Annotated in this window: 18 protein-coding genes; 10 read left to right on the top strand and 8 right to left on the bottom strand. The window is 57.2% G+C overall.

The window, feature by feature from the left end:
* Positions 1–2 precede the first annotated feature (2 nt).
* The 3 genes from thiM (at position 3) to N2M06_RS15555 (ending at position 2,933) form a co-directional block, all read left to right on the top strand.
* On the top strand, positions 3–800 hold the full coding sequence (gene thiM / locus N2M06_RS15565) for a hydroxyethylthiazole kinase (RefSeq protein WP_346351223.1): 798 nt from the start codon (positions 3–5) through the stop codon (positions 798–800).
* Complete coding sequence (thiE, locus tag N2M06_RS15560) at positions 797–1,411, top strand: thiamine phosphate synthase (protein ID WP_346351222.1); 615 nt, start codon at positions 797–799, stop codon at positions 1,409–1,411. The genes thiM and thiE overlap by 4 nt, the downstream gene beginning before the upstream one ends.
* A gap of 139 nt (positions 1,412–1,550) precedes the next feature.
* Positions 1,551–2,933 carry an NAD(P)/FAD-dependent oxidoreductase gene (locus N2M06_RS15555; protein ID WP_346351221.1) on the top strand — a complete coding sequence of 461 codons (1,383 nt, stop codon included), beginning with the start codon at positions 1,551–1,553 and terminating at the stop codon, positions 2,931–2,933.
* Between the two features lie 54 nt (positions 2,934–2,987).
* On the opposite strand, the gene N2M06_RS15550 is transcribed toward N2M06_RS15555, so the two are convergent.
* The 3 genes from N2M06_RS15550 to N2M06_RS15540 are packed head-to-tail and all read right to left on the bottom strand — an operon-like array spanning position 2,988 to position 5,352.
* Positions 2,988–3,908 (bottom strand): biotin-dependent carboxyltransferase family protein, encoded by a 921-nt coding sequence (locus tag N2M06_RS15550; protein ID WP_019934602.1) that lies wholly within the window; start codon positions 3,906–3,908, stop codon positions 2,988–2,990.
* Positions 3,905–4,609, bottom strand: a complete 705-nt coding sequence (gene pxpB, locus N2M06_RS15545; RefSeq protein ID WP_019934601.1) for a 5-oxoprolinase subunit PxpB — start codon at positions 4,607–4,609, stop codon at positions 3,905–3,907. The genes N2M06_RS15550 and pxpB overlap by 4 nt, the downstream gene beginning before the upstream one ends.
* The gene (locus N2M06_RS15540; protein ID WP_019934600.1) at positions 4,606–5,352 is read right to left on the bottom strand and encodes a 5-oxoprolinase subunit PxpA; all 747 of its coding nucleotides are present in this window, start codon (positions 5,350–5,352) and stop codon (positions 4,606–4,608) included. Before N2M06_RS15540 ends, pxpB begins: the two co-directional genes overlap by 4 nt.
* 113 nt (positions 5,353–5,465) lie before the next feature.
* Here N2M06_RS15540 and N2M06_RS15535 point away from each other — a divergent pair, with 113 nt between their 5' ends.
* Complete coding sequence (locus tag N2M06_RS15535; RefSeq protein WP_346351220.1) at positions 5,466–7,088, top strand: methyl-accepting chemotaxis protein; 1,623 nt, start codon at positions 5,466–5,468, stop codon at positions 7,086–7,088.
* Between the two features lie 318 nt (positions 7,089–7,406).
* The gene (locus tag N2M06_RS15530) at positions 7,407–8,939 is read left to right on the top strand and encodes a TerC family protein (RefSeq protein WP_346351219.1); all 1,533 of its coding nucleotides are present in this window, start codon (positions 7,407–7,409) and stop codon (positions 8,937–8,939) included.
* Positions 8,940–9,147: 208 nt separating this feature from the next.
* On the opposite strand, the gene N2M06_RS15525 is transcribed toward N2M06_RS15530, so the two are convergent.
* Positions 9,148–9,687, bottom strand: coding sequence for a glutathione peroxidase (locus tag N2M06_RS15525; protein WP_346351218.1), 540 nt, complete (start codon positions 9,685–9,687; stop codon positions 9,148–9,150).
* Positions 9,688–9,748: 61 nt separating this feature from the next.
* Positions 9,749–10,711, bottom strand: a complete 963-nt coding sequence (zntB, locus tag N2M06_RS15520) for a zinc transporter ZntB (RefSeq protein ID WP_346351217.1) — start codon at positions 10,709–10,711, stop codon at positions 9,749–9,751.
* Between the two features lie 132 nt (positions 10,712–10,843).
* Here zntB and N2M06_RS15515 point away from each other — a divergent pair, with 132 nt between their 5' ends.
* The 4 genes from N2M06_RS15515 to N2M06_RS15500 all read left to right on the top strand — a co-directional run bounded on the left by N2M06_RS15515 (position 10,844) and on the right by N2M06_RS15500 (position 14,172).
* Complete coding sequence (locus N2M06_RS15515; RefSeq protein WP_346351216.1) at positions 10,844–12,637, top strand: ABC transporter ATP-binding protein/permease; 1,794 nt, start codon at positions 10,844–10,846, stop codon at positions 12,635–12,637.
* Positions 12,634–12,918: a DUF1294 domain-containing protein gene (locus N2M06_RS15510; RefSeq protein WP_019934593.1), complete on the top strand. Its 285-nt coding sequence runs from the start codon at positions 12,634–12,636 to the stop codon at positions 12,916–12,918. Before N2M06_RS15515 ends, N2M06_RS15510 begins: the two co-directional genes overlap by 4 nt.
* 73 nt (positions 12,919–12,991) lie before the next feature.
* A complete protein-coding gene (locus N2M06_RS15505) occupies positions 12,992–13,552 on the top strand; it encodes a DUF1415 domain-containing protein (protein WP_317075732.1) in 561 nt (186 codons plus the stop codon).
* Between the two features lie 161 nt (positions 13,553–13,713).
* Positions 13,714–14,172, top strand: coding sequence for a cytochrome c (locus N2M06_RS15500; RefSeq protein ID WP_019934591.1), 459 nt, complete (start codon positions 13,714–13,716; stop codon positions 14,170–14,172).
* Between the two features lie 51 nt (positions 14,173–14,223).
* Here the strand turns inward: N2M06_RS15500 and N2M06_RS15495 are convergent, their stop codons facing one another.
* The 3 genes from N2M06_RS15495 to N2M06_RS15485 all read right to left on the bottom strand — a co-directional run bounded on the left by N2M06_RS15495 (position 14,224) and on the right by N2M06_RS15485 (position 16,110).
* The gene (locus N2M06_RS15495; protein ID WP_346351215.1) at positions 14,224–14,898 is read right to left on the bottom strand and encodes a cytochrome b/b6 domain-containing protein; all 675 of its coding nucleotides are present in this window, start codon (positions 14,896–14,898) and stop codon (positions 14,224–14,226) included.
* Positions 14,899–15,026: 128 nt separating this feature from the next.
* A complete protein-coding gene (locus N2M06_RS15490; RefSeq protein ID WP_019934589.1) occupies positions 15,027–15,722 on the bottom strand; it encodes a hypothetical protein in 696 nt (231 codons plus the stop codon).
* A gap of 79 nt (positions 15,723–15,801) precedes the next feature.
* Positions 15,802–16,110, bottom strand: a complete 309-nt coding sequence (locus N2M06_RS15485) for a DUF3634 family protein (protein ID WP_019934588.1) — start codon at positions 16,108–16,110, stop codon at positions 15,802–15,804.
* Positions 16,111–16,177: 67 nt separating this feature from the next.
* On the opposite strand from N2M06_RS15485, the gene N2M06_RS15480 reads away from it, so the two are divergent.
* A complete protein-coding gene (locus N2M06_RS15480) occupies positions 16,178–17,293 on the top strand; it encodes an endonuclease/exonuclease/phosphatase family protein (RefSeq protein ID WP_346351214.1) in 1,116 nt (371 codons plus the stop codon).
* Positions 17,294–17,547 lie beyond the last annotated feature (254 nt).

The following is a 17,547-nucleotide window of genomic DNA, read 5'->3' as shown; positions in this document are numbered from 1 at the left end:
CAATGAACAAACAACAAATCATTACCGCACTCAAGGCGGTGCGGGAACAAAAACCGCTGGTGCTGAACATTACCAACTATGTAGTAATGAATAACAGCGCCAATGGCCTGCTGGCGCTGGGAGCTTCGCCCATTATGGCGCATTCTCAAGACGAGCTGTGCGAGCTGGTGCCGCTGGTGGGGGCCGTGGTGATTAATATCGGCACCCTGGACAGCCACTGGGTTGAGAGCATGGAAGTGGCGGTGACGCTTGCCAACCGGCATGGTAAGCCGGTGGTGCTGGATCCGGTGGGCTGTGGTGCCAGCAGCCTGCGCACCCATACCTCGCGCCGGCTGGCGGCGCTGGCAGAGCGGCTGATTATTCGTGGCAACGCCTCGGAAATTATCGCCCTGGCCGGTGCGGCTGCCAACAGCAAGGGGGTGGATGCCATGGATGGCAGCGAAGCAGCAGTAAGCGCCGGGCAGAAACTGGTGCAGCAGTATGGCGCTCATGTGGTGATTTCCGGTGAAACTGACATCATTATCGGCGAAAACCGCGAAGTCAGGCTGAACAACGGCCATGCCATGATGCCCTTTGTTACCGGCATGGGGTGCACTTTGTCGGCACTTACCGGTGCTTTTGCCGCTGTGGGGGAAATGTCTGGTGCGGCGGCCGCGGCGGTAATGGGTGTGGCGGGAGAAATCGCCGCCGCCCGGTCGCCGGGGCCGGGCAGCCTGCAACTCAACCTGCTTGATACCCTCTACCGGCTTGATGCCGAGACCCTGGAAAACCATTTGAGCATTGAGGTGACTACAGCATGAACCCGTATCGTTTATATCTGGTGACGGACGAACAGCTGCCGGTGGAACGCCTGCAGCAGGTGGTGCGCGAGGCGGTGGCCGGTGGCGTAACCCTGGTGCAGGTACGGGAAAAACACGGCGATGTGCGTGCCTTTATTGAGCGGGCCGAAGCGGTGCAGTCAGTGCTTAAAGGCACAGGGGTTCCGCTGATTATTAACGACAGGGTGGATGTAGCTCTGGCGGTGAATGCCGATGGGGTGCACCTGGGCCAGTCTGATATGCCGGCGGCTTGTGCCCGGCGTTTGCTGGGGCCGGATAAGCTGCTGGGGCTGTCGGTAGAGACAGAGCAACAATTATTCGAGTCCGAATCATTGCCGATAGACTATCTGGGCCTGAGTGCCATTTTTGCTACGCCCACCAAAACCGATCTTAAAAAGCACTGGGGTATAGACGGACTGCAGCAGGCGCTGGCCGTCAGCGCCCGGCCCATCGTGGCCATTGGGGGTATCCATCAGAATAATTTAGGCATTATTGCTCAAACCGGTGTGCATGGCGTGGCGCTGGTATCAGCCATTTGCAGTGCTTCCTGCCCACAGACAGCAGCCCGCACATTGCGTGCGATTCTGGAATAAAATACTTTTTCATATAAGCACTTAGCACCCTATTGTTTAGGGTGTTTGTGTATTTTTGCGGTGTTTTTATACAAAAAACTGTAACTCAGCAGTCAGTTCCTTTAGTATGGCAAGGTTTTTGCAGTAGAAGGAGTTGATTGTGAGCAAGCAAAGAATCGCGATTTTGGGCGCCGGTCCCAGTGGTCTGGCACAGTTGAGAGCGTTTGAAGCAGCTCGCAAGGCAGGGGTTCAGGATCTGCCGGAAATCGTTTGTTTTGAAAAGCAAAGTGACATCGGTGGCATGTGGAACTACACATGGCGCACGGGTTTAGATAAAAATGGCGAGCCAGTTCATGGCAGCATGTATCGGTATTTGTGGTCCAACGGCCCGAAAGAGTGTCTGGAATTTGCCGACTACTCGTTTGACGAGCACTTCGGCCGTGCCATTCCTTCCTATCCGCCGCGTGCCGTGCTGAAAGACTACATCATGGGTCGTATCGACAAGCAGGCCATTTCTAAATACATCCGTTTTGAATGCCCGGTTCGCTGGGTCAGCCATGACGATGCTACCGGCAAGTTCACCGTGACCGTGATGAACCACAAGACCGGTCAGCAGGAAAGCGACGAATTTGACTATGTGGTGGTGGCCACCGGTCACTTCTCCACCCCCAACATGCCTTACTTTGAGGGTGTAGAGCAGTTTCCGGGCCGGGTACTGCATGCCCATGACTTCCGTGACGCGCTGGAATTTAAAGACAAGAACGTACTGCTGGTAGGTGCCAGCTATTCAGCGGAAGACATCGGCTCCCAGTGCTACAAGTACGGCGCCAAATCGGTAACCATCAGCTATCGCAGCAATCCGCTGGGTTTTGACTGGCCCGAGGGCATGGAAGAACGTCCGCTGCTGTCTCATTTTGATGGCAACACCGGCTATTTTGCCGATGGCTCTACCAAAGAGTTCGATGCCATTATTATGTGCACCGGCTATCTGTTCCATTTCCCGTTCCTGCCGGATGCACTGCGTCTGCAGACTCATAACTGCCTGTACCCGGACAACCTGTACAAGGGCATTTTCTTCCAGAACAACCCGAAGATGATTTATCTGGGCATGCAGGATCAGTATTTCACCTTCAACATGTTCGACGCCCAGGCCTGGTATGCCCGCGACGTGATCATGGGCAAGATCACCTTGCCTGAGGCAGATCAGCGCCGTAAAGATATGGACAGCTGGCTGACGCGCCACGAGCGGCTGGGTGGCTGCTGTGACTCCATTGATTTCCAGGCCAGCTATATTCGCGATCTGCTCGGCCCCACCGACTATCCCGAGTTTAAGGTGGAAGAGCAAGCAGCCCTGCTCAAGGAATGGCAGCAGCACAAGCAGGAAGGCATTATGAACTTCCGCGAAAAGTGCTATCGCTCCACCGTGACCGGCACCATGGCTGCCCGTCTGCCGGGCACCTGGCTGGATATCAAGGACGACTCACTGGAAAGCTTTATGTCCCTTGAGTTTATTGAAAACAAGAACTTCGATAAGGTCGACTGAAAGCCAGCCCTGAGCTAATAAAAAGCCCGCGATATAAAGCGGGCTTTTTTGTGCCTAAAATTGCGCCCGGAATGCCCGGTACTCCCGCTGTGCTTCACTGGCGGTGATGGTGCATAACCGCAGAGTCTGCCCGGGCCGGCACTGGGCCAGGCGAGCGCAGGCCAGGGGCGTGAGGGTGCCGAGGCGCGGATAACCGCCAATAGTTTGACGGTCGTTCAGCAGTATGATGGGCTGGCCGTCCGGGGGGACCTGCACCGCACCCAGAGTCAGCCCTTCTGAAATCAATGATGTCATGTTGCACTGCAAAACAGATCCTTGAATCCGGATCCCCATGCGATCCGAGTGAGGATCCACGGTCCAGGGCCGGTTCAATGTCTCGATCAGGCTGTGATCCTCAAAATGACGAAACTGGGCACCGGGGATCAGCGCCAGCACCGGCTCGTCCTGGTAATCAGGCTTTTCTTGAGCGGGAAGGCCACGAGTTAACGTATTTTCCTGCGCGTTGGCATCAAACATCAGTTCGTCGCCGGCGGCCAGCGGACTGCCATCGCCCTTGTGGCCGCCCAGACCGTCGCGCACTACGCAGGCGGTGCTGCCCAACACAGACCCGGCAATAAAGCCACCGGCTACCGCCAGATAACCACGCACTCCGCTGCGTGCCATGCCAAGAGCAAGGGTATCGCCGGGTTGCAGGGTAAACGACTGCCAGTTTGGCTGCGGCCTGTCATTTACCCGTGCCTGTAACTGAGCACCACACAACGCCAGCCGGCAGGGTTGCCGGGCAATAAGGGTTAATCCCCCAAGGGTGATTTCCAGCGCCGTGGCACCCCAGCTATTGCCCACCAGCCAGTTGGCCCAGGCCCAGGCGTGCATATCGGCAGGCCCGCCCTGAGCTACCCCCAGATGACGCACACCAACGCGGCCGGCGTCCTGCAGTGTGCTGAGCGGACCGGGCTTTGCTATCAGCAGACTCATAATGCCTCCATAGGGGTCATATCGCCCCCCAGCCGTTCAAACTCGGCGCGGCTTACCGGCTCAAAGCGTACTCTGTCGCCCACTCGCAGCAGGCTCAGACTGCGGCTGGCGGGGTCAAACAGCCTGATGGGCGTACGTCCCAGCAGGTTCCAGCCGCCTGGGGTGGCGCTAGGGTAGACGGCGGTCTGGCGGCCGGCCAGGGCTACACTGCCGGCGGGCACCTTTGCGCGCGGGCTGGCAAGACGGGGTGTTTCCAGCTCGGCGGGCAGGGTGCCCATAAAGGCAAAGCCGGGCGCAAAGCCCAGGGCAAACACCCGGTAGGTGTGGCTGCTGTGCAGCTCAATAATGTGTTGTATGCTCAGGCCGGTATGTTGCTCCAAACGGGCCAAATCCGGGCCCACGCTGGGGTGATACCAGACTGGCAGGGTTTTTACCGGGGCTGTTGCGTTATCTTGCAGCGGTGTGAGGTCAGCCAGCACCTGCTGCAACAGGTGGCGGGCCTCACCGTGATCAAGCGTGAGCGGGTCAAACTGCACCAGCAAAGTGGTGTAAGACGGCACCAGATCCAGCAGATGCTTACCAAAGACCCGTTCGCAGTCCTGTATCAGCGCCGCAATCCAGTTCATATTGGCGTCGTCGATATGATCGAACAGCCGCACCAGCCAGGCGTCGAGACCGGCATTTTCCAGCCCGGGGTTCATGCCATGCTGTCCAGCATGCGGCGAATAGCTGCCACGGCGGCAATGGACTCTGGATTGTCACCGTGCACGCACAAGGTATGGGCGGTAAGTCTGAGCGGGCTGCCATCAATGGCGGCAAGGGGCTCGCCGGCGGCAATGCGCCGGGCCTGCTCCACAATCACCCCGGGGGCGTGATGCACGGCACCGGGCTGACTGCGGGGCACCAGAAAGCCGGCGGCATCATAGGCACGATCGGCAAAGGCTTCAAACCATAAAGTGATGCCGTGTTGTTCGGCCAGTTCCTGCGCTGGCTGCGGATTTGCGGTGGCCATCAGCATCAGCGGCAGGGTAGGGTTAAAGGCAGCCACTGCCCGCATAATGGCCGCCAGCACTGCTTCTTCTTTCATCATGTCGTTATAAAGCGCGCCGTGGGGTTTGAGGTAGTGCACTTGCGCACCCTCTGCCACACAAATGCCATGCAGGGCCCCCAGCTGATAAAGCACCATGTTCTCCACTTCGGCAGGGGATGCCGCCAGCGAGCGGCGGCCAAAACCCACCATGTCGGGGTAGGCGGGGTGCGCGCCCACTTTCACCCCATGCGCGTTGGCCAGCTGCACGGTGCGGCGCATGGTGTCGGGGTCGGCGGCGTGAAAGCCGCAGGCCACATTGGCCAGATCCACAAAGGGCATTACTGCCTCGTCCTGACCCATGGTCCAGGTACCAAAACTTTCTCCCATATCGGCATTCAGCAGTAATGTGGCCATTTACTTTCCTTCTTACTCAAAAAACAGTTAAAGGGTCGACTAAATCAAATTAACCAAGTCGTTTTAACGGCATCATAGCCTCAGAATAACTAACAGACTCAGGCGGGATTGCCATGTTTTCATTATCCACTATTCGGGCCAAACTGTTTGCCTCGGTTGTGCTGACGCTGCTGCTGATAGGCAGTGCTCTGGGCATGACGCTGTATGGTGTGCAGCAGGTGCGCGATACCTTCGTTGATTTTCTGGAAGTCAGCCAGCCCCGGCTGGATGCGTTAAACCGCATGTATGGCAATGGCCTGCTGGCAGGCATTGCCAGTCGTAATAAAATTTTTAATGCGTCGCTGGCCATGGCCGACGAAGTCGTGGCCGAGGCCCAGGCCGGGTTTGAGCGTGATATGGCGTTTTTAACCAGCGGTGCCGGTGCCAGTGAACTCACCCGGGCCAGCATGGCCATTATTGCCGAACACTGGCAAACCGTAAGTGACAGCCGCCGGCAAGTGCTGGCCATGGCAGCCAATGGCCGTCAGGAAGCGGCCGCCCGTTTGCTGGCACGCACGGAAAACCCGGCCTGGCGTGCCATTCGGGTTGAACTGGATAACCTGATGGCGAGCGAGCATCAAGAGGCCCTGCTCATTCGTGATCACATGCAACAGCAGGTAGATAGCACTTACATGCGCGGCCTGATTGCCGGTGCGCTGGCGGTGTTGGTGGTACTGGTCATTAATCTGGGTATTTCCCGCAGCCTGCACCAGCGGCTGGGGCTGACTCAGCGCATGATCAATGAGCTGGCGGCCGGTGACGGTGATTTGACCCGCCGGCTGGAGCTGAGCGGTAACGACGAGCTGACTGCCATGGCCGCCAGCGTGAACGTATTTGTAGACAAGGTGCACCGGCTGGTAAAGGAAGTGACAGCATCTACCTTTGAGGTTACTGCCGCTGCCGAACAGCTGGCACAGATCACCGAGCAGTCGGCGGGCTCAGTGCAACGACAGCACACCGAAACCGAGCAGGTAGCCACTGCCATGAATGAAATGACCGCCACCGTGCAGGAAGTGGCGCAGAGCGCCTTGTCGGCATCGGATGCTGCTTTGCAGGTGGATGATGCCACCGAAGAAGGCAACAAAGTGGTGGAGCATACCGGCCGCAGCATAGAGCAGCTGGCCAGCGAGGTAGAAAAAGCCGCTCAGGCCATGGAGCAGGTAGGGGATCACAGCGAGCAAATCAGCTCGGTGCTGAGTGTGATTCGTGATATTGCCGATCAAACCAACCTGCTGGCGCTGAACGCTGCCATTGAAGCCGCCCGTGCCGGCGAGCAGGGCAGGGGCTTTGCTGTGGTGGCCGACGAAGTGCGCAACCTGGCCAGCCGCACCCAAAACTCCACTGCCGAAATTCATGCCATGATCACTCAGTTGCAGGACGGCGCACGTAATGCCATTGCCGTGATGCAAACTGGCCGCAACCAGGCCTATGACAGCGTGCAGTCGGCACAGGATGCGCGTATGGCGCTGGAAAAGATCACCGCCGCAGTGGCTCGTATACGGGATATGAACGCCAGCATTGCTAGCGCCGCCGAGCAGCAGTCGGCGGTGGCGGAAGAAATTAACCGCAATATTACCAATATTAACGACATTACCCAGCAGGTGAACACAGGCACGGATCAAACCCGCGATTCCAGCAGCGGTCTGGCCCGGCTGGCCGAGCAGCTGCAGGAGCAGGTCAGACACTTTAGGGTGTAATATCAGACGGCGGTTGTGAGCAGCATCACGGCCGCCGGCAAGGCCATAAAAAAATAATCTTGCCTGCAGTTTTTTTCAGATTATGATGTGCGCTCATTTTAACCAAGAGGTCCGGTCAAACGCCGGTATATAATATGGACTGCTCGCGAAGTTGCTTGCACCACACTGTTTCACATTCTTTTTCCCGCTTTTCTCCGCTGTTTTTGGCACTCGCCATTTTACTCCGCCCCTGCCGCCGTCATGGCTATACTGACGTTGCCGGTCTGACGCGCGCTGTTCGCTGATCCGCATTACCACCTTCTCTCTACGAGGTAAAACATGGAATTCCTGATGGATCCGTCTGTGTGGGCGGGCTTGCTGACACTGGTTATTCTTGAAATTGTACTGGGTATCGACAACCTGGTATTTATTGCCATTCTGGTCAAAAAATTGCCGCCTCATCAGCGCGAAAAAGCCCGGATTATCGGCCTGACCCTGGCAATGGTGATGCGTCTGGGCTTGCTGAGTGTGGTGTCCTGGCTGGTAACGCTGACCACGCCGCTGGTCACTCTGGGCAGCTTCAGCTTCTCGGGACGGGATCTCATTCTGATGGCCGGAGGTCTGTTTTTGCTGTTCAAGGCCACTTCAGAGCTGCACGAGCGGCTGGAAGGCAGCATGCACGAAGAGGAAAAGAGCAATGTTTACGCCGGCTTTGGCGTGGTGATTGCCCAGATCCTGGTGCTGGATGCGGTGTTCTCGCTCGACTCCATTATCACTGCCGTGGGCATGGTGGATAACCTGGCAGTGATGATGATTGCTGTTGTGGTGGCCATGGCGGTAATGTTGGCAGCATCCAAGTCCCTGACCGACTTTGTGAATGCTCACCCCACTGTGGTGGTGCTGTGTCTGAGCTTCCTGCTGATGATCGGTTTCAGCCTGGTGGCGGAAGGCTTTGGCTTCCATATTCCCAAAGGTTATTTGTATGCTGCCATTGGTTTCTCGATTCTGATTGAGTTCTTTAACCAGCTGGCTCAGCGCAACAAAGTGCGCCAGGAGTCTCACCGGCCGCTGCGTGAACGCACTACTGATGCCATATTCCGGCTGATGGGCGGCAAGGACAAAACCGAAGACGAGACGGAAGAAACCCCCCAGCAAATTGAACAGCAGGGCTTTGTGGACGAAGAGCGCAATATGATAAGCGGCGTGCTGTCTTTGGCCGAGCGCTCCATTCGCACCGTGATGACGCCCCGCTCCGACATAGTGTGGCTGGACATTAACGACACCCGGGAAGAGCAGGTGGCAGAGCTGATGGCGTCTTCTCACAGCCAGTTTCCGGTGTGCGACGGCGAGCTGGATAATCTGCTGGGGGTGGTGCGGGCCAAGGATCTGATGGCCGGCCTGAAGGCCGGTAAAACCCTGGCTGAGTTGGCGGAAGGCAGTGTGCCCATTATTGTGCCCGACAGCATCAGCGTTATCCGCCTGCTTAACGTGCTGCGCGATGCCCGTGGCCATATGGTGCTGGTGAATGACGAGTTCGGCACTGTGCAGGGCCTGGTCACGCCTCACGATCTGCTGGAAGCCATAGTGGGTGAGTTTCTGGATGAAGACGAAGACCCGGAAATCATTACCGAAGACAGTGGCTGGCTGGTAAAGGGGAGTACCGATCTGCACTATCTGGAGCAGGTGCTGTCTCGCCGGGGGCTGGTAGATCCTGAAGACGAATACGCCACCCTGGCCGGCCTGCTGCTGGCGCTGGCCGGCCAGCTGCCGGAAGCCGGTGCCGTGTTTGAGCATGAAGATCTGCGCTTTGAAATAACCGAAGTGGAAGACTTCCGCATCGCTCAGGTGCGCATCACGCCACTGGCGGCATAAGCCTGAAGCAAACAATAAGGGAGCACCTCGGTGCTCCCTTTTTTGTATTTACCGCTTTTGTCATTCCGGGCTATAAGGTATACGTCATTCTGGGTTTTAAGATTAGCGTCATTCCGGGCTTGACCCGGAATCTCGGGCGAATGGCACTGTGCCGCCTGCCAAAAGATACCGGCTCAAGGCCGGTATGACGGGGCATTGCAGGGTGCCGTTACAGCACCTGCTCAATTGCCGACTTCAGCCGCTTGCTGTCCGGTCCGGTAATGCTGGAAAACACCTCGGTGACCCGGCCGTCTTTGTCGATCACGAATTTATAAAAATTCCAGCGGGGCTGCTTACCGCTCTGGCGGGTAATTTCCTTGAAAATGGGATGAGCCGAGTCGCCTTTCACGCCAATGGGGGCGGCCATATCAAAGGTAACGCCAAAGTTCTGAAAGCAGACTCTGGCGGCTTCTTCCTCGCTTTTGGCTTCCTGATTAAAATCGTTGGACGGAAAGCCCACCACCTTCAGGCCTTTATCCTTATATTGCTGATGCAGCGCCTCCAGCCCTTCAAACTGGCCGGTAAAGCCACAGTGGCTGGCGGTGTTCACCACCAGCATAGGCTGACCGGCAAACTGGCGCATATCCAGCATGGTGTCGGCATGCAGCCGGGGCAGCTGGTGCTCATAAAGGGCGGTGGTGTCAGGCTCTGCAGCGGTCGCCGCAGAGCAGAACAGGGCAGTACACAGAGTTCCGATCAGTCGTTTCATAACGGGCATCCTTTAACGTTCGGCAGTGCTACAAACAGACCTGCTGGCTGGCAAAAATGCTTCACCACCAGCGGTTGCGGTGCAGCCAGAACCCCAGGCCGCCACCCAGCGCCAGCAGGCTGATACAGAAAATCCAGAAGGCAGCGGGGCTGTCGGCACCGGGCATGCCTCCCAGGTTAATACCGAACAGGCCGGTGAGAAAACTGGCTGGCAAAAACATCAGCGCCATAATCGACATCTGATAGGCACGGTGATTAGTAGCCTCGGTCATCAGGTTATTGACTTCGTCCGCCAGCACGGCGGTGCGCGCCAGGCCGGCGTCGAGGTCGTCCAGCCACCGCCGCAGGCGGTCGGCAATGTCGAGCAGGCGGCGGCGATCATCGTCGTTGAGCCAGCCGATTTTTTCGCTGGCCAGCCGGGCGATCAGATCCCGCTGGGGAGAAAGATAACGTCGTACCAAAATCATCTGTTTGCGAATGCGGCCCAGCCGGCTGTTAGTGGGCAGCTCACGCATCAGTATCTGCTCTTCCAGCTCCAGAATATGGTCGTGCAGGTCTTCCACAAACTCGCCGGCCCGGTCGGTGAGGGCGTCGCATATTTCCACCAGCCAGTCCCCAAGAGTGACGGGTTCGTCGGTATTGGCCAGTTGCTCATACACATCCTGCTCCGACAGCAGCGGCCGGTGCCGGCTGCTGATAATGAGCGAGGGCGTGATGTAGATGCGCAGGGCGACCATTTCTTCCGGGCTGTTGCCCTGGTTATGGTTAATGCCGCGCAGGGTAAGCAGCAGGTTGTCGCCCTGGCGCACCAGCTTGGGCCGGCTGCTCTGGCCCAGCAATGCCTCGCGGGCGGCCTCGCTGATCAGCTCCGTTTTTCGCAGCCAGCCAGCGCTCTCGGGCTGCTCATAGTCCAGATGCAGCCACACCGGCTCTGCTGTGGTGGCCTGCTGATCCTGTAATGGCCTGAGACCGCCCTCAGCACTCAGCTGCAGACGATAAATGCACTTTTGTGGTAGCTGTTCCATTAGCGCTCCCCCTTACACCAAAGCACCAGCTTATAATATGGTGCAGCCAGGTTCATGCGAAACCTTTGCTTTCTTTCAGTCACTTCAATCCCATGTAAACTAGGCCCCATTGCTCACTTACCCGACTAAGATATGCGCCGAGGCTCGTACCACCCGGATATGGATGACGCCACCATCAATATTCGTACGTTAAAAACACTGCTTCCTTATTTGATGGCATATAAGGGCCGCATTGGCCTGGCGCTGTTGTGCCTGGTGGCGGCCAAGCTGGCCAGTGTGGGCCTGCCCTTTATTCTCAAGCACATTGTCGATGGCATGGATACTGCCGTCAGCACGGTAGTGGCGCTGCCGCTTGGGCTGCTGCTGGCCTACGGCACGGTGCGCTTTGCCAATGTGCTGTTTGGGGAAATTCGCGACGCCCTGTTTGGCCGGGTCACCGAGCGGGCCATGCGCCGCATTGGCCTTAACGTGTTCAACCATCTGCACCGGCTGGAGTTGGATTTTCACCTTAACCGCAGCACCGGCGGCCTGTCCCGCGATATAGAGCGGGGCGTGACCGGGGTGGGCTTCTTGCTGCGCTTTATGGTGTTCAATATTGTGCCCACTCTGCTGGAAATTGGCCTGGTTACGGCGCTGCTGCTGATCAACTACTCGGTGTGGTTTGCGCTGATTACTCTTGGGGCCGTGGTGGTGTATGTGGCCTGGTCGGTGGTGGCCACCGACTGGCGTACCCGCTATGTGCGCGCCGCCAACAAGGCCGACTCACAAACCCACAGCCGGGCGGTGGACAGCCTGCTCAACTTTGAAACGGTCAAATACTTCAACAACGAGCAGTACGAGGCGGGCCGGTACGATGACGATCTGGCCGAGTGGGAGCAGGCCCGGCGCAATAACCGGCTCAGCCTGTTTGCGCTGAACGGCGGGCAGGCGCTGATCATTGCCGTGGCCATGACCGCCATGATGATACTGGCCGGCCAGCAAGTGGTGGCGGGCACCATGACCCTGGGCGACTTTGTGCTGATCAACGCCTTTATGATGCAGCTGTTTCTGCCGCTCAATTTTCTTGGCTTTGTGTACCGGGAGATGAAGGGGTCACTGGCCAACATTGAGCGTATGTTTGCGCTGCTGCGCCGCCAGCCGCAAATTACCGACGCGGATAACGCGCCTGAGCTTGAAGTCAGCCGGGGCGAAATCGAGTTTCGCCACGTCAGTTTTGGTTACCGCCCCGACCGGCAAATTCTGCATGATCTCAGCTTTACCCTGAGGCCACAACAGAAGCTGGCAGTGGTGGGGGCCAGCGGCTCGGGCAAGTCCACCCTGGTCAAGCTGCTGTTTCGGTTTTACGAGGTGGGCGAGGGCGCCATTCTTATCGACGGCCAGGACATACGGCGAGTGAGTCAGGCGTCCCTGCGCCGGGCTATCGGCATAGTGCCGCAAGATACGGTGCTGTTTAACGCCTCTATTTACGACAACATTCGTTATGGCCGCATCGACGCCAGCGAGGACGAGGTGAACGAGGCCATTCGCCTGGCTCACCTCGATGACTTTATCGCCAGTCTGCCGGAAGGTAGCGCCACCCTGGTGGGGGAGCGCGGGCTTAAACTGAGCGGCGGCGAAAAGCAGCGGGTGGCCATTGCCCGCACCATTTTAAAACGGCCGCCCATTCTGGTGTTTGACGAGGCCACTTCGTCCCTCGACAGCCGCTCCGAGCGCAGCATATTGCAGGCCATTCGTGAGGTGTCCCGGGGGCAGAGCAGCCTGGTGATCGCCCACCGGCTGTCCACCATAGTGGACGCCGACCATATTCTGGTGATGCAGGACGGCCGCATCGCCGAGCAGGGCAGCCACGAGCAGTTGCTGGCCGCAGACGGCCTTTATGCCCAGCTGTGGCGGCTGCAGCAGAAACAAGAGGAGCAACCGGCATGATCAAGGTTTATCTGGGGCTGGCGCTCTGGTACCTGCTGCTCAGTCTGATCACGCTTGGGGTGTACTGGTGGGACAAGCGCGCTGCTATTCATGGTAACTGGCGGGTGCCCGAGCGCACTCTGCATATGCTGGCATTGCTGGGCGGCTGGCCCGGTGCCTGGCTGGGGCAATATTGGCTGCGTCATAAAACCCGCAAGGCGTCGTTTCGCATCATCTTCTGGCTGACGGTGCTGCTGAATCTGACGCTGCCGGTGCTGCTGTGGTGGGCGCGCTGGGAGTAGCAGTTAACCGCCGTGGCAACGCTATCGGTTATGATGGTGGCCGGTGCTAATACAACCAACAGGGAAACGAGTCATGCCGGAACAACAGCAGTATATAGAGCACACTGAAAACTGGGTGAAGCAGGTGATCATGAAATACAACCTGTGCCCCTTTGCCCGGCGGGAGGTGGAGCGGGCCAGCATTCGCTATGTGGTGGTGGAAGAGCACAAGCCGAAAGAGGTGCTGCAGGCGCTGCTGGCGGAATGCCGGCTGCTGGACGAGCAGCCGGAAACAGAAACCACTCTGGTGATCCTGCCCCGGGGTTTTGAGGGCTTTTACGCCTATCTGGATCTGGTTGACCTGGCGGATGAGCTGCTGTTTGAGCAGGGTTATGAAGGTAAATATCAGCTGGCCAGTTTTCACCCCGACTACTGTTTTGACGGCGAACCCCAGGATGACGCCGCCAACTACACCAACCGCTCGCTTTATCCCACTCTGCACCTTATTCGCGAAGCCAGCATTGAAGCAGCACTGACAGACTATAACGACCCCGAGTCCATTCCCGAGCGCAATATTCACTTTGCCCGGCGCAAGGGCAGCGACTTTTTTGTGCGGCTGCTGGCACAGTGCACGCAAACACCCAAAGCCAAATAAAAACGGCTATCGCACCACCAGCACAGAGCCGGGTGTATTTGCGGCATGCAGCGCGTTTTCTCGTTTTTAAGCTAGATCCCCGCTGGTGGGTGATATATCGTTGCTCTCTAATTAAAAAATGGTGCCTTTTGAGCACTGCCTAACCCCCAAGGAGCAAAGCCATGTTGAAGAAAGCACTCATTCTGAGTACCGGCCTGTTTGCCGCCTCTGTTTCTGCCCAGGCTGATCTGTTCAAGCCGGAAGATGCCGTTAAATATCGTCAGTCCCTGTATCAGGTGATGTCTGCTCAGGCGGGCGTGATTGGTGGTATGGCCAAGGGTGAAATCGACTTTGATGCTGCTGCTCTGCACCAGCGTGCTCTTAACCTGAGCCAGGCGGCGGGTCTGCTGGGTGAAACCTACTTTCCTGAAACCCGCGGCGTAGAGTCCAGCAACCTGCTGGACAAAGCCTGGGACGATATGGAAGGCATGCAGGCCAAGGGCAAGGACTTTGGCGATGCGCTGCAGAATCTGGTTAAGGTGTCCGGTGAGGAAGGCTTTGATCAGGCTGATGCACGCAAGGCCGCCGGTGCTCTTTTCAAAACCTGTAAGGGTTGCCACGATAATTACCGCAAAGACTAAACTTATATTGCGGATATAACAACGCCGGGGCCTGCCCCGGCGTTGTTGTTATTACAGTCTGAACAGCGCCTCAACGGCACCCCAGGCAACGATGGCGGCAATGATAAAGCGTAGCCACGGAAAGCCGGTATGCCCGGGCAGCCGGTCGGCCACCTGCTCTGCCGGTGCCTGCTTGCGGCCGGTGATCATGGGGCCCACCAGATTTTCACCGCGTAACCGGTAAAGCAGCACAGCACACACATGCAGCCCCACCAATACCAGCATGCCCCAGTAAAACCAGCGTTTGTGCCAGCGGGTCATCTGCTCGGCAGTGTCACCGGTAACGTAGTCGTAAAGCGGGCCGGTATAGAAAATATCATCGGTGGCAAACAGGCCCGTGCCTGCCTGCAGCAGCAAACCACCCAGCAGCACCAGTACCATAATGCCGCCCATGGGATTGTGGCTCAGGTAAACGGGCTTTTGTGGTGTCAGGCTGGCGCGCAGATAGGCCACAATATGACGGGGGTGATACACAAAGTGGCTGAAGCGGGCATAGGGAGTGCCTATAAAGCCCCAGATCACTCTATATAACACCAGGCTTATCAGAATTTGGGCAAACAACATGTGCTTGTCCATGTCTTCACCGGCGTAATACCACAGCAGCGCCATTAATACCGGCATACTCCAGTGAAACAAACGAATGGACCAGTCCCAGACCGGAACCGAAGATGAAGGGGGTGTACTCATAAACCATGATTCTCCGTGCAACCAGTTACCCGCCACCCGGGCAGATTGGTATGACCTTTTAGTACTGCAAAGGTGCCAAAATAAAATATCCCGGTAAAGACCGGGATAGCATTAATGGGAGGCAGGGTTTATTTGGCTTGTTCGGCCTGCTTTTCGCGTATTTCAGCCAGTGCCTGCTCCAGGCCCTGACGATACTGATTACGGGTAAGGGCGTTAATTTCCTGCCATTTGGCCTCGGGAGCAAAGTCGATGGTGGTCTCGGTGGCCACATCCCGGCCCTGCAGAGCAATCCAGCGCGGGTCATAGTCACGGGTTTGTTCGCTGTCCCATTGCAGCACCTGGTTCACAATGGCCTGCAGCCGGTCTGGGTTGCCCATGGAATGCGGACCAATACGCACGCCAAACTGTTTGTTCAGCTGGCTCACAGCGGCATGAGTGGTGTTGTCACCGGATTTGTTGGCGTCGCTGCGGGCGCGCAGCTGTGCCACGTAATACCAGAAAGTGCCCTGATCTTCATAATCGTTGTCAAACATAATGGCCGACATCAGATACAGTACCGGCGGTGCATAGCTGTTGGGGTCTTGCAAAATGGTGTTAATGGTATCTGCCTTGCCGGCAGCAATATCATCCATGGCCTGCTGAGAACGGCTGACATCAATCCGGGCAAACTCACCTTTGGGAGTAACGGGCCCCTGCGGTGGTTGTTGCTCACTGGTTTGAGGCGTCTGTTTTTTGCTCTCGGTGTTGGCAGCGGTGTCTGAGTCGGGCTTGCCGGCACAGGCGGCCAGCAGCACACACAACAGAAGCGGACTAAGTTTTTTCATGGTTGAGTCTCTTGAGAAAGAATATATCCAGCAAAGCGGGAAACAGAATACAAGTCAAGGGTGAGACTCATCATGCTCCTCAAGGTTCAGTCTGGTGCGACTGCTTCTGCCAGAACAGATGAATATCCTGCCGGTAAGACGCCGGAATGCTGCGGGAGCAGGTTAATACCACTCTGCCACCCTTGTTCATGCCCCTTATGGTGCCTCTGAGGGTTTGAGCATCGGTAGCCAGCTGATGGCAGTGATGAAGCAGATATGAAGGCGGCTGTCCGCGCTTTACTTTAAGATGATCATTGCGAATGGTGATACAGAAGCTTTCCTGCCGCCGGCGCAGCAAATAAAGCAGCGCAAACAGCGAGGCCGAGGTTGCAGCCAGTGTGCCAAACATGGTTTTCTTCCCTGAAAACATTGAATACAAAATGATGACATTTTGAACGCTAAAGGCAATAACTCCCGTGCAAAAATTACGAATTGCCAGCTTTAATGTGGCGCTGGATCGCAGTTTTTCCGGTGCGCTGGTTGACGAGATAGCCGGAGCCGGCAGTGTTCAGCTGCACAACCTGGCGGCCATGGTACAGCAGGTGCGACCTGATATTTTGCTGCTGAATGAATTTGATCACGATGGCGAGGCGCGGCAGGCCGATCATCTCATTACTTTTGCCCGGAAATATCTTGCCGCCGGTGAGCAGGGCATGGATTACCCTTATTATTTTCTGGCACCGGTCAACACCGGACTGACCGGGCCAAAAGCATTAAATGGCAGTGATGCCCCTGTGTTGCCGCAAGACGGGCTTGGTTTCGGTGCCTTTCATGGTCAGTACGGTTTCGCGGTATTATCCCGTTTTCCGCTGGATACTGACAAGTTGCGCAGTTTTCGCCGGTTTTTATGGAAAGATATGCCTTCTGCTCGATTGCCGGCGCTGAACGGCCAGTCTTACTATCCGCCTGACGTGCTGGCGTTTTTACCGCTGTCTTCCAAAAACCATATCGATCTGCCGGTGTGCCTGCCGCACGGGCGGCGGCTGCATCTGCTGGCCAGTCATCCGGCTCCGCCCATTGATGAAGGCCCGGAGCGGCGCAACAGCTGCCGTAATCACGATGAACTGCGGCTCTGGCATGATTATATTCGCCCGGGCAGGGCGGATTATCTGGTGGATGATAAAGGCAGCCGGGGTGGTCTTGAAACCGGTGCCGACTTTGTGATTCTGGGGGATCTGAACGCGGATCCCAAGGATGGTAACGGTTTTCGCCGGGCCATTCGTTCCTTGCTGGCAGATCCGGGGCTTAATCAGGAGGTCAGCCGGGGCCGGTTGCAGCCGGCATCACAAGGGGCGCGCCGGCTGCGGCCCTTTGAGCCTCGCCGGGGGCCGGCCCGGTTATGGACCCATGTTAATGGCCTGCGGCTGGATTATGTGTTGCCGTCTGCCCGGCTCAAGGCGCTGGCCAGCGGGGTTCACTGGCCAGCACCGGAGCAAGACGAGACGGGCTGGTTCTGGCGGAGCAATGGCAGGCCGGCCCGGCGCAGTCTTGGCTCGGATCACCGGCTGGTATGGGTGGATATCATGCCGTGATGTGAGTGTCTTCACGCTTTCACGGAGCGCGAAAGTAATAACGCGAGCAAGGTCAAACATTGGAAAGGCAATGCTGGGAAGCGCGTCTTTTTAGCGATTAAATGCTTCTCGAGACCCTAGATTGCTTTCGAAGCTTCAGTTTTTCGGGTTGGTGACCCGAAGAATCAGCTGAATTTCTTCATATCAGGGCAGGCCGTTCGGCCTGCCCTTTTTTTCGTCTGTTTTGTTGCTCTCCTGCCACGCTTTGTCCGGAT

It is taken from the genome of Oceanimonas sp. AH20CE76 (assembly GCF_039654065.1).
GTDB lineage: Bacteria > Pseudomonadota > Gammaproteobacteria > Enterobacterales > Aeromonadaceae > Oceanimonas > Oceanimonas smirnovii.
This window is presented reverse-complemented; position numbering and strand designations above follow the sequence as displayed.